The following is a 17,000-nucleotide window of genomic DNA, read 5'->3' as shown; positions in this document are numbered from 1 at the left end:
TGTGCTACTTAAGATCGTTGAGTTTTTTCTCTAGGGCTTCAATTTTTTGAAGGAGTGTTGATTCGAGGTTGGTATGCATTTCTTTTTGCTCAATCAAATACAACGTCAGCTCTTCCACCTTTTCCAGCAGCTTCATATTCATTTCGAGCAGGTTCACTCCGTTTTGCTGCATTTCATCGGACGATGGTATTCCGGGAAGGTGCTTGTTTTGCTCGATGTAGGCTTTGGTGTCTTCGAGAGAGGCGAGGGGGTAGTCTTCTTTAAAGACGTAGTCGGGGCCGGGCACGTTGAGGTCTACTTTCACCTCTTCAGCGTGGATTCCCCCTTTGACGGTGAGTTTGTAGCCGGGAGATATGGTGGAAGTACCGATAGCGACTTCGCCAGTGTTTTTAAATATTACTCGTGTTGGAAGACTATTGGGGTCTGATGATGCCCCACCTTTAAATAACAAATCCCCTAAAGTACTTCCACTTCTTGATATTGCCCACACATAACTGCTTCCTGAGTTCTGGAATAATATTGACTGCTGGTCATTATTTGATTTGACCCTTAGCGAGATATTCCCGTCAAAAATGTTGAGTTTTTGGTTTGGAGTACTCGTTCCAATGCCCACAAATCCGTCACTACGCCTAAAGTAGGTCATTTTAGCCTGATCATTGTAAACACCAAGTGTTACTGCTGTGGCACCGTCTATGTTAATAGCCCCGGCGGAGTTGAAGGGTTGCGAAGAGCCCCAACCGGTATCAAAAAAATGAATTTTACCAAGCTCTGTCGTCCCTTTCCAAGTTCTTATTGCATTGTATGAATTGTTAGAAATTTCCATTTCGATGGCAGCGTCATATTGTCCAACATTGTACACGCCCGGAATTCTAATGCCTTTTAAGGTAGAGACTCCATTTACATCCAGTTGACCCATCATGGAGAAGTTACCCGCTATTTTCAAATGCCCTGCATTACTTAGTCCTGCAACAGGCGTTTGTCCATTAACTCCCCACGTCCAACCCCTCCCAGCATCTGCTGTCATATTTGACTTAATACTATGTGAAGTGACCGGGCCAAAATGATACTCGTTCCCATTTCCCATGTGTATTTTATACCAATCGCTTGCCCAGAACCTGAGTCCATAGCCGTCGCCTGGAGTGACATCGTAGTAGTTTTGCTGGGAGTAAGCTAAATGGCTTGCTATCGCAAGCAAACTGAATAGAAGTGCCTTTCTCATTTTTCTGATGTTTTAAGCGTGATACCTTCCCTTGGTTGAGTGCTAGTGATTATGGCTGCCAGCTCTTGAATTTGTTTTTGAAGCGAGGCAATAGATAGTTGCTGCTGATCATCCGATTTTTTTAACTCTAAGGCTGTTGCTCTAAGAGTTTCGTTTTCCACCTCAAGTCTCTCAATCTTCTCATTCAGCGCCCTGAGCGCCTCAATCAGCATAGCATCATAAGTGCCGTAGGCCGTTTGCAAGTAGCCCAAGTTGTCTTCTTCCACGAGTTCTGGAAACACTTCCTGGATGTTTTGAGCGGTGAAGCCGTACTGGATACCAATTGGGCGATTGATGCCGGTTTTGTCGTCGGCCCATTCGTAGGTGACGCCTTTGAGCTGGAGAAGTTTATCAAGCGTTTCGGGGGCGCTGAGTTGAGTGATTTTCTTTTTTAGCCTGGCGTCTGAATTGGCTACCCAGTCACCAGCCGAAGATTTGGAAGCGTTGCCGTTAACGGAGAGTGTTTCAGAGGGATTGGCAAGGCCGATGCCAACGTTCCCGTTGTGCTTGATGGTCAGTCTTTCAATCAGCGTATTTCCATTAGAGGTAAAAAAACTTAACCCGGCATCGTACCGATAATCTATGCCGTACCAACCGGTGCCTTCTGTATTATGGTTGACCAGTGCAATCTTTCCAACTACTGAGTTTGGAGCGGCTCCGGAATAGTAGAATTCTATTGACTGCATTTCTGCTCCTGCAGTTGCGAGGGCTCCAGTAACTCCATTTGCAGTATTTTGGTTAGACTGAGAAATCCGCAAAGCGCTGGCATCGGCACTGCTACCAAAAACGTCCAAAATAGCCCCTGGAGTACTTCTTCCTATCCCCACCTTGCCCCCCAACCCCTCCACCACCTGCACTTCGTCAGTATAGATTTGCCCAAATGATTGATTGAAAAACAGAAATATGATGGTGCTAGCTAGTTGAAGTGGTTTTTTCATGTCATTTGTGTTTTGAGAGTTCCTTTTTTTCCAGCGCTTCTATCCTTTTGTTCTGATCGATGATGTAGAGCGTTAGCTCTTCCACCTTCTGTAGGAGCTTCACATTCATCGCTGCGAGATCCATACCGTTTTGCATTACTTCGGCTTCGGCGGGGATGTCCGGGAGGTGTTGGTTCGCCTTGATAAATTGCTCCACATCCTTTAGCTCCGGGAGTTTGTATTCGGGCTTAAAGACGAAGTCGGCATAGGTTTGGGTATCCGAGACAAAGTGCTTTGCCCTAATGCCGGCATCTGGCAAGTACATTCTGTTTTTGGCATTTGATACAATGCCTGTTTGGGACGTAATGGCCCCCCAGGTTCGGTTGGAACTGTCGACTATGTTACTACCACCGGTGTTCGCATTGGCTAACGTCCATGGCCCGGTTGGTCCGGTATTATTCCATTCATAAGTTGCCCCACCCCTCAGCCAGACTATCAGGTCACGTCCGCCTCCCGAGTTACTCCCATCTTTAATGTCTCCTACGGGGTCATGGTACGGGCTCCCATTTCCGGTTTGATAAATGATTCTTTCAAGGTTTTGTCCAAAATGACCGTATTGCGTTGGGTGAAATTGGATGTAAATGCTGAAGGTTCCTTTCCAACTCCCATTGGTATGCACGTTGCTTCTATAAATGTGCAGCTCATTGGAACTTGCCGTCCCGGGGGCATCAGATTGAAACTGCACCGGATAAAACGAGCTACTACTGCCACCCACCGTAAAAGACCCCCTGGTAGAAACTGATCTGCCCAGGGCCACCACATTGCTGAAGGTTCCGGTAGAGGCCGAGACGCTTGAAGAAGAAATTGCTCCGCTTGCACTTATGTCTCCATTTACAGTGGTACTCCCCTCCACAGTCAGTGTGGCATTGGGATCCAATACTTCGGTGCCAATGGCCGCCCGGCCGTTGAGCCCCTCAATCACTTTCACTTGGTCAGTCACTACCTGTGCACTGGCATTGGGTGCGAACGCCCACAATAGGAGCGAAACAACAAAATAGCTGGTCTTCTTCATCTCAATAGGTACTAGGTTGAAAAGGTCTTGGCGGCTACGCAGGTTTTGCCTTCAATATTGGAATAAGCCAAACCAGAGAAGCTGCAAAGAGTAAGTTATATATTACACTTATTATAGCAAAATTGTAAAACAATAAATAGAAAAATAATTACAAAATGGCAGTGCACAGACTATAAATTCAACCCTCACCTATATTTTCATGTACTACAGATAGTTGGAAATTTTTTATCAACAGACCATAAAAAGGCTAAAATAATGTCTTTAATGGGTGAAATGGGGCTTTTTCATTGATAACTAAGCTGTTTTTACACCCATGTGAATAGGATACCAGGGAGTATATTTTGTCTTATTCAATCAGAATAGTTGTAAAAACTGATGCAGCGTATTGATTTTTAAAATTAATTAAAGCTAATTGTAAAGGTTATTTTTCGCACATATTCAACTTCCCTGCTTCTGGCTATGAAAGAAGGGTCGTGCCGAAAGTGACTGACCTAATTTTCAACCTACTGCTATGAAAGATGTTCCAAATTCCTCCAAGCTGGAGCGAATACAGCGAAGTGGTTTCTGCCCACTACTGAGCGACCGTTTGCTGAAATGCTCAAGATGCTTCTTAATTTTATTACTGGCGTATTATGTGACGCCCCAGTTAGTTTTGGCACAGGAAAGTATTGCGGTGCCATCAGTCATACCACCCTCTCCCGACGCTGCTGCCCTTGGTAAATACGGCAGCATCCCTGTGGGACTTCATACAGGGGTTCCACAAATAGATATCCCCTTGTACACCATAAAGACTAAGAGTTTGCAGGTGCCAATCTCAGTGAGCTATCATGCCTCTGGTGTTAAGGTAAATGAGATTGCATCCTGGGTAGGGCTCGGTTGGTCATTAAATGCAGGGGGTGTAATCACCAGAAGTGTGGTTGGTAAATCTGACGAGGGTGGGTTTTGGAGCAATAATATTAAAAGCCACTCTCAAGTTGGAATCGACGATGAGGAGTATTTGCTAACCTATGCTGATCACAGCGGAGATGGTGAGAGCGACTACTATTTTTATAATTTTAACGGCCGTTCAGGCAAGTTTGTTTACGCTCAAAATGACAGCCAAAACCCTGTTCTGATTCCACAAGAGCCGCTGGATATAAAGTTTGTTAATGGACATTTTGAGATTAGAGATGAAGTTGGCACACGCTATGTCTTCGGAAGTGTGGAAACGACGACCCTCGGACCTGACAATGAAACATACAATAGCAGCTACTACCTGTCAGATATTTACTCAGTGGATGGTACTGATCACATTGAATTTCACTATTCTTCTGCTGAGCCAGCCTATATTGATTATAGTGTCAACTATAGTGAAACCATCGGCGCAATTTGCGCAACTGCTGGCCCTCCTACAGCCCCCAATACTCATGATACACCAACACCAAACTCAACTTCGAGATCTTATGCGCCGCTTAGGCTGACTGAAATAGTTTTTTCCAATGGGAAAGTGGTTTTTACCTCTCTTACCGGACGTCAGGATGCCCCGGGATCCAGACTTGGCAGTATTGGTATTTATTCGATGGGTCCGGTTGGAGGGCTGATTTTAGCCAAAAAATTTATATTTGAAACAGACCACTTCGTGTCAGCTACTGGGTCTGGTTATAGTAAGTATCGGTTAAGACTGGACGGAATTCATGAAAAGGGGACTCAACCAGATACGATCAAAAGCCATAGGTTTTCCTACAACGAAACCGTAAACCTGCCCTCTGTTGGAAGCCTCAATCAAGATTGGTGGGGCCTCTCAAATGGCCAAACTGCAAATCAAAGCTTTATCCCATCTGAAACTATTGTATTGGCCGGTTATCCATTTAACGTGGGAAGCGGTAGCAGAAACCCAAATGCGACTGCGATGCAGGCTGGAATTTTGAACAGGATAGATTACCCAACAGGCGGTTATTCTGAAATTGACTATGAGCCTCATCAATATATCGGCCCTAAAAAGTATTCTAAGACCATAGAGGCAGTTTCAGGCCAAGTTGGCGATACAACTAACCTGTTAGACAGTGTCACTTTTTTCACTGCTAAGCAAACCGGATGGGCTAAAATAACCGCCACTTGCTCAGATGATATTGACGGGAGCCCTTCTCCCTCAACCGTTACTTTTAGAAAGGTTGGAGGCTCTTTGCTAGTCAACCATATCTATGACAGATCAATATATGAGCCAGCTTACCCAAGTGTATTCACTCAAGACTATTGGGTGCTACTTAACGTAGGACAGACCTATGAATTAAAAGTTACATCGAAGGGAACAACTAACTCTCCTCTCTTACAAGGGGCTGCTTATTCCAAGGGGAAAGTTTTTTGGGATGAATATGAGGACGACCTAAAGATCGCCGGGGGGCTAAGGGTCAAGGAAATGAGGGATTATACTTCAGTGGGCGCCACACCGATCACTAGAAAATATAAATATGGCGAGTTGGAAGACGGTATAGGAACCTTGTTAATTCCAACAGATGGTTTGGCCACTTCGAAACAAAAGTTGGTGGTAAACCTTACCCACCTGGGGGCGACAGATTGCCAACTTGACTGTGCCACAGAAAGGTTGCTCATCACCGGGAGACCGGTTTATGACTTGAGTACGTTGAACGGTGCACCGGTCATTTATTCCCAGGTAACTGTTTATGAGGGAGGAGAGGACGCCCCTATTGGAAGGACTGTTCACTATTTTGATGTCGAAGAAGATGAATTTATGGGAACCGATGAAGCCTATAATAATGGGCGATATCAAATGAACAACAGTTGGCGGGGGGGAGATGAAGTACTTGCTTCCGTTTTTTCTGCGAAAGGGTCGAAGGTGAAAGAAACGTCAAGCGGTTACACAATTTTTGGTCAAACTTCAGTCATCGGAACTAAAGTCGGACGAAAGATATCAATGACTGGAGATTGCGATTTGGGAGCCCAACAGGCCTCTGATCCTTCTACATATTTCTACTACTTCGACTACAATATTTACTCTGGGATAAAGAAAATGACGTCGTCAACGGAGCGGCTCTACTCTGTTGTTGACCCGTCCAATTCCACAGAGGTAACCACCAATTATTTTTATGATAATTTGAATAACGATCATCAGCAACTTAGCCGCAAAGTAACGTCTGACAGCGAGGGCAATACCTATCAAACAAGTTATTGGTACACCGCCGATTTTGACAACACAGTTTGGGACGTTGCTGAGCTAAAGGATAACCACATCATAGGGATTCCAATCAAGGAAGAGTACTACAAAAACAATCAGCTAATCGCCGGCAAGGTCAGTCACCTTAATGAATACGGGAAGCCTGTGGAGGTTTATCAATTGGAAACCAATGTGCCAAAAACACCGGTGATACATAATAGAGCAATTCCGATTCCAAGCGGATTGTCGTACATAAAAAAATTGGATATTAACTATGATGCCGCTACACAGAACATTATTGAAGCCAGCTTGACCGATAATGTGAATACGGTTTATCTATGGGGGTACGACAATACTTACCCTGTCGCTAAAATTGAAAACAGCGATTCTAGCACCGTAGTGTCGAACCTGGGCATTACGCTCTCTGCGCTACAAAACCTGGATGAACAGGCCCTAAGAGATAGGCTGGACATTCTCAGGCATGCTTTGCCTTACGCCATGGTGACATCGTACACCTATGATCCTTTGTATGGAAAAACATCGGAAACAGACCCTAATGGGTTTACGACCTACTTCTACTATGATAACCTAGGGAGATTGACGAGGATAGAAGATGCCAAAAAGAATGTCCTGAAGAAGCTCGAGTATCATTATACAACCTCAACTAACTAGGCCAACAACTATGCATTCACTAACTAAGAAAATACTTGGGTTAGGGCTAGTCATACTGGTCTTAACAATGGTTTGTTTTGGTGCAGCCGCACAATCAGGCTTGGCGCTCGATAAGCAGATAACTGGACTCCCAAAAGTTACTTGCCCCTATAATACTGTGACATTTACGATTGACTACAATCAGGATATTGCGCCTAGCCAAATCAATTACTATACTGACCTACCAGGAGCTGTCCCAACGGTGACTTTTCCGGCATCTTCCTCAACTGCCGATGATATTCACACAGTCACTGTTTCTTTTCACCAAGGAGGTTCGTTTAAGTTGTACGCTCAAGAAATAAATGGAAGCGGACAATTTCAATCTCCTGCAATTACTGTCAGCAGCCTTGTGAGCATGGATGAAATATCTTCGCCAATAAGTACCAGATGCCAGGGAGGAGGAACTACTAGTTTAAGTGTCGGTGTATACAATAACAGTACCGCCGTAAGTTGGTCTGTGACGGGAAGCGGGAATTCAATCAGCACATCAGGTGTTGTCACCTGGGGCGCTAGTTTCCAGGGAACGGCGACAATTACTGCCTCGTCAACCGGAGCGTGTTCTTCGAGTGTTTCCAAGACCAAAAACATCGTTGTTTACCCAAGCTTTTCATCCGGAACAATATCACATAATGGAGGTGAATACTGTGCAAATAGTACCGTATCACTTACCAGTACTGCTAATGCTTCCGGTGGAAATGGAGGCATCTCTTACCTTTGGCAATACAAAACCAGCCCAGCAAGTTCTTATCAAAACACTTCGGGCCCAGGCTCCGATCAACCATCGTATACCGTTCCTGTAGGTCAAATACCTGCAGGGAGCACCTATTACTATCGAAGACTTGCTCATGATCTCACTTGTAATCCGTCATGGAGCGCATCAAACGAACTCACGGTAACAGTAGGTGCCAACCTTACTGCGGGAACACTTAATAATCTTTCTGCCATTTGTAGCGGAACCTCGCCAGGGGTCTTTTCTGGCGCTGCACCAACGGGAGGTGGTGGAACCTATTATTATACATGGCAAAAATCCAATGATGGAGTTAATTGGTCAAGTAATATTGGTGCCACGGGGGCAAGCTATGATCCTCCTGAAAACATCACTTCAAAGACATGGTATAGAAGAACCGTTACATCAAATTGTGGGTTCGGCCCGTTGAGTACTTCTGCCTATGTTGATGTATACACGACAACGGCAGGAACTATATCCATTGGCAACAGCGATATCTGCTATAACACAGGAGGAAGCTTCAGTATAACCGGCAACTCAGGTGCTGTCACCTGGCAAAAGTGTACCGCTGGATGCTCCACAACAACTGACAGTGGGTGGTCAACTGCTGCCAGCAGCTTTAGCAACCTTACTACAAACACTCAGTTTAGAGCCAAACTAAATGACGGCTCTTGTGGGGTAAGGTACAGTAATGCAATCACTGTAACGGTGAGTCAACCATTTAGTCCAGGGAGTGTCAGTCATGGTGGGGGTACTTACTGTGCTAATAGCACAATACAACTAACCAGTACAGCCAATGGTGCTGGGGGTAAAGGAACGATTAGCTACCAATGGCAAAACAAAACGTCAGCAGGTGGTACTTATCAAAATATTAATTTGGCCGGTGCTGATCAGCCGTCATATACCATCCCTGTTGGTCAAATTCCAGCTGGAAATACCTATTACTATCGAAGGCTTGCGCATGACGTTACTTGCAATCCTTCATGGAGTGCATCTAACGAGCTGACTATAGTCGTTGGGGCTAGTCTCGTCGCAGGCACCCTCAACTATATGCCAAACATATGTACAGGTACTTCGCCGGGGCTCATTTCGGGAGCCACTCCGACAGGCGGGGGAGGTGGTTACACATATACCTGGCAAAAGTCAAACGATGGTGTTAATTGGTCTGCAAATCTCGGCATTACGACAGCATCCTATGATCCACCTGAGACCATTACCTCAAAAACGTGGTATAGAAGAAATGTTTATTCAAGTTGCGGTTATGGTCCGCTTAGTTCAGATATGTCTGTGGATGTATACTCTACGTCGGCTGGCAGTATAGGCGGTGGCAGTTCCGTAACTGTTTGCGCTGGGTCAAACAAAACGTTCACCATTTCTGGTAACTCTGGCCCTGTGACTTGGCAGCTTTGTACAAGTGGTTGCGGGAATGAAAGTAATTGGAGTAATAACCCGGGTTCTGGCTCAACCTATAATAATATAACACAAACAACATATGTGAGAGCTACCATCAACGATAGTTCTTGTGGAGTTAAAAACACATCTCAGGTAACAATTAACGTGTACCCAGCTTTGACCGCTGGCTCAATCCCCACCGACACCAGAAATATTTGTCTGGGAGAGAACACGAATCTGATCTCCAACGTGGACGCAAGCGGTGGCGATGGCAATATCACTTACAGATGGCGTTATAATTCCGGGTCAGGTTACCAAACATTGGTAACAAACGATTCAGCCTCAATGCACAATGTATTCAATTTGATTAGTAATGTGACCGCAGGCACTACTTATACCTTTCAACGCCAGGTTAAATCGGGCTGTCAAAGTAGCTTTACGAATTCAGGAGGTACGGTAACAGTAAACATCGCAGGCACGCTGACCGGCGGCAGCATTAGCGCTATTGATCCGATTTGCGATACCGGCCAACCCGTATCAATCAGCATATCATCGACTGGCCCGGCAGTAGGCGGAGGAGGCAACTATCACTACAGCTGGTACGCTTCAAATGTTGCCAACCCAGACGTTAACAATCCTGCACATTGGTCAAGCACGCCAATTGCAGATGGGGTAAGCTCTCTCTCGAGTTTTTCAGTTTCGTCCGACACTTGGTTCAAAAGAACCGTCACCTCGGAATGTGGAGGTGCGGAAAAGTATTCCAATGTAGTAAAGGCCGATTTTAGACTACTGGAGGCCGGTAGCATCGACCAACCATCAATGAATTACATCTGCACAGGCGACAACATTACGCTCACCGTCTCGGGTGCAGTTTATGAGCCAACTGATGCTAGCTTTTTTTGGCAAATATGTAGTGGGGGAAGCTGCCCAACGAACACTGATGTAAATTGGACAACGAATCTTACCGGTGTCTTTGAAAATATCACAGTAGACAGCAAGGTAAGAGTAAGGTATAATAGTATTGCCTGCGGTATTGCCTACAGCGACGAGGTGCAAATTATTGCGAAGCCTCGCCCATTAGCTCCCGATGCATCCGACGTTTTTACCTACTGCGAATACGCTGCCTTACCCGCATTTGCTGTAACAACAACAACAGACCCAGGGGCCACGGTTTTCCATCAATGGTACCATAGCGGTCAGCCGTTGGGCTCTTCTGTAACTACGAGTGAATCATCTGGAGTCTACACATCAAGCTTTAAGCCAGACGCTGGCTTCTTTTCTAATCCTGTTGACAGTGCTACTTTTGAGGTGAGGGCAATTCTAAACGGATGTGAAGGCCCGGGCACAACTGTCACAGCCGCTATCTATATTCCGGATACTTTATCACTTTCAATAGATTCAGCCCCTTACTCTGCACCAATTTCCATCTGCCCGGGACAGTCTCTGGCCATGGAGTTGGCAGGAGGAAATGATACGCCTGTTTGGAAAGACCCCGACAACATTACCATCGCTACTGGCACACCCTACAGCTTTAGTTTTGTCCCCACCAAGTCGGGAGCATACACGGTTTCAAATGTCCACAATACAGCCTGTTTTAATTTTCCGCTCAGCACAACATTCGAAGTAAATATTGTGGAGCTGGAGGAAGTGACCTTCATCGTTGAGGAGAGCTGTGGCGAGGACGTGCTTTCCAAACACCCCGACCGCACCAATTGGTACTGGCAGACGGAAAACCTCGGAGTGGCAACGACAAACAACAGCCCGACGATCACAGTCCCCCAGAATCAGACCATCTATTTGAGATCACTGGTGAGCAACTGCTGGGGCCCTCAGCTGAGCTATACTGGCACAGGGCTTCCGCTGGCTGCTACTCCTGTGGTTAGCGATGTCTATCGATTTGCTCAGGGCCCAGTTACTTTTTCTGCCAATGGGGGGCAGGAATGTGTTTGGTACGCAGCGGCCGACACCACCATTTTGCAAGAAGGCGGAAGCAAGTTTACCATAGACGTAACAGCTGCCACCACGCAGTTCCTGGTAAAGTCACTGTCTGGCGATGGATGCCCCGGCACAACTTTCGTGACGATTGCGGCCTATGTGTACGACCTGCCTCTGGTTACTCAAACTGGGCCGCAGTATCTGGAAGTAAATGAAACTGCCACCCTACAGCTTTCAACCTCAAACTATCCAGCGATAGCGTGGTACAAAGATGGATCAGCGATAAGTGGTCAAACCAGTTCTTCCCTTACTGTAAGTGAAAGTGGCCGCTACAAAACTGAGATAGAACTTCCAGACGGGCAAACCGCTGAAAGTGTTGTCGTTTCGTTTTTTAAATGGAATAATAGGCCCGATGCTGGCAATAATTCTTTGCCGCCGATTCCTAACCTGACACCGGCAACGGTCAGCTCGACACCGGAAATGAACTATGTGCGCAGTTTTGTTCCCAGAGATTCCATTAAAGATGCAGGTAGTATCAAATTTACCTCTTCGCCGGATTCGGTCAGTATTGTAACGACCTACCTTGACGGCCTGGGCAGAGCGGTGCAAACTGTTGCCAAAGGTGCTTCGCCTTTGTACAATGACATGATCACGGTAACAGCTTACGACTCTCTTGGCAGAGTGGTGAGAGAATATCTGCCTTATGCTGAGCAGGGCGTTACTTCTGGCGGCTATCGCATGAATGCACTGGCCGAGCAATACAATTTTTACAAAAATCCTACAACAGTAGGCACAGTAACTGAAACCGTTCCCTTCGGAAGCATACGGTACGACAATTCTCCCTTGAACGAAGTATTGGAAAAAGCAGCCCCTGGAAGGGCCTGGTACCCCGGCGGCACTGACGCTGGTGAGGATTTCAGCCTCGCTGGCCGCCACACCCAGCAGAGCAACTTAAGAAGTAACACGATGCTGCTTGACGACTCTATCAAGGTATTGAGTGTGCAAGGGGTTGGTGCTAGTGCCGTTTATCGAGTGACCGGTGCTTACACTGAGGGTGCGCTGTTGGTAAGCGAAACCTTCGATGAAAACGGAACCCGGTCAGTTGGCTACAAAGACAAGCTGGGACGCAACGTCCTGAGCCGGACTTACGATGCCAACAGGGCGCTTGATACCTATTATGCTTATGATGATATGGGGCAGTTGAGACTGGTTTTACCTCCTCAAGTTTCGAAACTCGATAGTATCTCTGGTGTGTTCCCGTTTTCCAATGTGATTAATAGTGGCGACTATGAGATAGTGACTGAAAACCATGATGTTTCATCATATCAGGGCAAGTCCATTCTGATACAACAAGGTGCACAATTGACACTTAAGCCTGGCTTTTCATTTAAAGCCGAAAATGGACAGAAATTTACAGCTGGATTTATCACCAGCCAAGCACTTGACTCTGAGGTTATCACGGATATGGTCTACTTCTACGAGTACGACGAGCGTGGCCGCATGATAGCCAAAAAAGTACCGGGTGCCGCCTGGGTGTACATGGTGTACGACAAATGGGACCGACTCGTGCTTACACAAGATGGTAACCTTCGAAGCAAAAATGAATGGCTTTTCACTAAATATGACACACTCAACCGGCCTGTTATCACAGGCATCAAGGTGCTGAGCGACTCGGTAGAAGCGGTGCGTGCAAGCGCCATGGCATCTACAGTTCGCAGTGTTGACAAAGGGAGTGGAGGAGGCTACACCTACGGCTACAAAATTGGAGCGGCATATCCTCCGGGAGTAGCCGAAGCCGACCTGCGCACTGTTGCCTATTACGATACCTATGCCTATCTATCTGATACTGTAGCATTCGACACCAATCTGGATGCTGTTACCGAAAGGCTGGACACAGTAAGAGGCCTTCCAACTGGCGGCAGAACGAGGGTGCTGAACCCAGAGGGCACCGAATCTCAATGGCTTCTATCTGCTACTTACTACGAGTACCGCTACAGGCCCATTCAAAACATCAGTACTAACCTGGAAGGTGGGGTCGACAAACAAGCCATGTTCTACGATTTTAGTGGGAACGTAATTAACACCGTAAGTAAACACCAGAGGACGCTGACAGACAACGTGCGTACTATCGTGAAAGCCATGGACTATGACCATGCCAACCGCCTCAAAACCGTGACGCACAAGCTCGACACGGGCAGTGCAGTGCTGCTGGCAAAGGCCGACTACAATGAGCTGGGGCAGCTTATGGCCAAGAACCTCCATAGCACCGACAATGGTGCCACTTTCAAACAAAGCATCGACTACCGCTACAATGCCCGGGGTTGGCTCACCTCCATCAACGATCCCGAGCTGGAAGGCAACGACTATTTTGGGATGGAACTCCACTACAACAGCGGGTTCGACGTATTGCAATTCAATGGCAATATTGCCGGTGTCACCTGGCGCAATGTGCTTGATGAGCGCAAGCAGGCTTTTGGCTTCCTGTACGACGACATGCAGCGGATCAAAATGGCCGACTATGTGGCTAACAACATTGGCTGGACACACGACGCAACCGGCTATCAGGTGAAGCTGAGAGGCTACGACGACAACGGCAATATCCTGGCTCTGGAACGAAATGGCCTCACCGCTCAGAATGGCATCACTTTCGAGAATACCTTTGGCATGATCGATAACCTTGCCTACAATTACTTTGGTAATAAGCTAACCAAGGTAACTGACTCAGGCGATGCGGCCAGGGGATTCAAAAACACGATCGACGTCGAAAATGAATACAGTTATGATGCCAACGGCAACCTTGATCGGGACTTGAACAAAGACATCAAAAGTATCAGGTATAACTACCTGAACCTGCCCGACACCATCGAGTGGAACAATGGCAACAAGATCGTGAACACCTACACGGCCGCTGGTGCCAAGCTCAAGCAAAAGACCATGGAGGACACTGTGACGAGGAAAAAATTCTACCATGGCCAATTCCTGTATCAGGACAGTGTGCTCCATACGATCTTCACCGATGAGGGCAGAATTGTCAACTACCTGGCCACCGAAAACAGTCAACCAGCTGGGCCCTGGATGCCCGACTACCAGTACCACCTGAAGGATCATTTGGGTAACACCCGGACTACGTTTTCTGCATTGCGGGGGAATGATGAAATCGTGTACCTGGCCACCATGGAGACTTATAATGCTCAGAAGGAAGCGAACGAAGACATGTTTGACAACCTTGGCACACGGCACCAGGACATGCTCCACAACCATACCGACTCTACTGCTGCCTCTTATGCAGCCTATTTATATGGAGACACTACGCTGGTAGGCCCTGCCAAAGTGCTGAAGGTAAACAAAGGCGACACCGTGAGAATAGAAGTGTTTGCTCAGTTTGTGGACATGCCGGGTAACGAAACCATAGTAAACCCCTTCCTGCTGGGCAATGCCATAGCCGGGGCCTTTTCGGGTACCTTTGGCTTAACAGAAGGTGGCGGACCGCTGCTGACAGCCCTGGGCAACTACGCAGGCGCACTGGGTGTGCTCGGAAACGACTCGCCCGATGGGGTACCCAACGCCACACTGAACTACATGTTCTTTGGGGAGAATTTTGAATTCGACTCGGCTATGTACAACGGCTACGACTTTGATGTGATGACCAGCGGAGCGGCCGCCAATAACTGGGAAATGCTGACGCTGGAAAAAGTGGCCAACAGGAAGGGCTACCTCTTTATCTACGTGGCCAACGAAAGCCCCGGAGATAAGGTATACTTCGACGACCTGAAGATCACCCATATTGAACACCCGGTGGTGCAGTATGATGATTACAATTTGGGAGGCGACACCTTCAATAGCTATGTTTCGGGCGTTGCCAACAAGTACCTTTACCAGAACAAGGAGTTGATATCAGAGCTGGATTTGGATATCTTTGACTTTGAATGGAGGGGGCTGGACAGGAAGCTAATGCGCACCTGGCAGATAGACCCCATGGCGGAGAAGTTCTATTCTCAAAGCCCATATAGTTGGGCACTGAACAACCCGCTGAGGTTCATTGACCCAGATGGAAGGACTGCAAAAGAGAACCTGGAAAGACATCGGGAAGATATGGGCGGAAGAGCGGAGAGGTTTGCTAATAGGAGTGTTGGGCTCACAGGAATAGATACGGAGAAAATAAATTACACTTCGAGCTCAGATAAGAGTGGTGATAAAACAAAAAATGATTCTTCGAACGGAGACTCTGATGGGAAATCCACTGAACAAAGTGAAGATCAACCAAATGGGGAGATCGAACAGGGCGGTAATCTGTATGAGGAACAAACCTTAAATTTCAATTTCTTTCAAAAAGCATTTCTACCGGTAGAAGGCATAGGAGTGGCTGGGTCATTTACAGCTAAAGGGAGTTACAGAATTGTAAGTAACCCTGATGGTACATGGTCTGTTCATATTGGTGCTTCTGGGAAAACTTCTGCAAGTTTAGCTGGTGATGTGACTTTTACAGGAAGTGTAAATCTTGTTGTGAATGGTGTTGCTGGTAAATCACAAAGTTTAGTTGTTCCGAATAATTTGGTTTATGAAACCGGAATGACCCCAATAGGGCTTTCCTCATTCACATTGCCTCATAGCGGAAATGTTAGTTTGCAATTGAATATTAGCTACATTTTCAGAGGGCCAGAAGGAGCGGCAGTTCCAATGCCAGGGTTGAGTAGGACTCTAAATATTCCCTTTTACAACCCAGGTTATCTGTCACCTAAGTAATTTGAATTATGAAGAACGTTGATCTAATACTTTTAGCTTTTTTGTTTGGTGTCATTTCTTGCAACTCGCAAGAAATGAAAGAGAAATCCTCTGTTGCTCAAGATTCTGTTGTGGTTTATGATTCCATGGCGATTGCATTGAATAATAAGGCTATGAGGGTATTTTTTCAATCGCAAGAAAATGATTCTATTCAAAATGTGGCAAAATCATATTTGGCGAAAGCCATTCAAATAGATAGTAGCTATTATATGGGTTATGCTAATCTGGCGACACTTTTAATAAAACAAGGAAAACGAGACTCTGCAATCCAAGTACTCCAAATCATCATTGACAAGAAACCATACTATGCTGAAGGGCTATCCATTCAGGGATATATTTATGATCGATTGGAGAAGTTTGACTCTGCAGATTTAAAATACAGACAGGCCTTAGAAGCATATGACCAGAGGATTGAAGCAAATGAGGATAATGTCAATGCAAGAGTTAGTAGGGTTTTTTTGATAATGCTTATGCAAGGCAAGGAAGTCGGGTTTAGGGAAGTTGAAGCAGTATTGGAAAAATACCCCTATGACCCTTTTGCTCTCATGATGAAAAATGAAATTATCCCCTATTTTGATCGAGAGGAGTTTTTGAGTTCTTACTAGATCAGCGCAGCCTTTTTAAGCAGTTCGATAGTCTGGTCTTTGGTCAGATTATCGAGTTGGCTTTTATCGTGGATATGCACTAGGTAGACTTCCAAATCATACTTTGTGTCAGCCCCCCGCTAGTCCTAGCAGCAAGGTTCAACAACAGCAGCGAACGCTGGTGCGAGTCTTTGACTCGTATCATTTATAACTATAACGAGGGAGGCTACACCCCCAATGCCGCAAGTTTAGCGACTAGTGCCCCGGTCGGACTGGGCAGGCCTACGGTTTTTTTCCTGAAACTTGTAGCTTCTTTACTTTTCGCTATTAGCCAATATATGACTTCGGCCAGGGGTGATTTTGAAATTTAACGAGTATGACCCTGGAACCAACATGGGAGATGTTTTAATATATTTCACTTCTGTCCGAACATTTTGCTGAGTTTCGTGTAAAGTTGTGATTAAACGACTT

At 46.2% G+C, this 17,000-nt stretch carries 6 protein-coding genes; 3 read left to right on the top strand and 3 right to left on the bottom strand.

Translation table 11 applies throughout. The annotated features are described in order from the left end of the window. Window positions 1-4 precede the first annotated feature (4 nt). Genes AAC052_RS19160 through AAC052_RS19150 form a run of 3 tightly spaced genes read right to left on the bottom strand, consistent with a single transcriptional unit; the run spans window position 5 to window position 3,247 of the window. Window positions 5-1,219 (bottom strand): hypothetical protein, encoded by a 1,215-nt coding sequence (locus AAC052_RS19160; protein ID WP_339815074.1) that lies wholly within the window; start codon window positions 1,217-1,219, stop codon window positions 5-7. Further along, entirely contained in the window at window positions 1,216-2,196 is a 981-nt protein-coding gene (locus tag AAC052_RS19155) for a tail fiber domain-containing protein (RefSeq protein WP_339815072.1), read from the bottom strand. Before AAC052_RS19155 ends, AAC052_RS19160 begins: the two co-directional genes overlap by 4 nt. A 1-nt stretch (window position 2,197) precedes the next feature. Further along, window positions 2,198-3,247 (bottom strand): hypothetical protein, encoded by a 1,050-nt coding sequence (locus AAC052_RS19150; RefSeq protein WP_339815070.1) that lies wholly within the window; start codon window positions 3,245-3,247, stop codon window positions 2,198-2,200. Between the two features lie 511 nt (window positions 3,248-3,758). On the opposite strand from AAC052_RS19150, the gene AAC052_RS19145 reads away from it, so the two are divergent. From AAC052_RS19145 to AAC052_RS19135, 3 genes are all read left to right on the top strand, one after another. Further along, on the top strand, window positions 3,759-7,070 hold the full coding sequence (locus AAC052_RS19145; RefSeq protein WP_339815069.1) for an RHS repeat domain-containing protein: 3,312 nt from the start codon (window positions 3,759-3,761) through the stop codon (window positions 7,068-7,070). 157 nt (window positions 7,071-7,227) lie between these two features. Further along, window positions 7,228-15,906, top strand: a complete 8,679-nt coding sequence (locus AAC052_RS19140; RefSeq protein ID WP_339815068.1) for a DUF6443 domain-containing protein — start codon at window positions 7,228-7,230, stop codon at window positions 15,904-15,906. 8 nt (window positions 15,907-15,914) lie between these two features. Next, window positions 15,915-16,550, top strand: a complete 636-nt coding sequence (locus AAC052_RS19135; RefSeq protein WP_339815067.1) for a hypothetical protein — start codon at window positions 15,915-15,917, stop codon at window positions 16,548-16,550. The last annotated feature ends 450 nt before the right edge of the window (window positions 16,551-17,000 follow it).

Origin of the sequence: uncultured Imperialibacter sp. (assembly GCF_963974565.1) — a bacterium.
Classification (GTDB): Bacteria; Bacteroidota; Bacteroidia; order Cytophagales; family Cyclobacteriaceae; genus Imperialibacter; species Imperialibacter roseus.
Note: the sequence above shows the minus strand (reverse complement) of the source record. Positions and strands in the feature narration are given on the sequence as shown.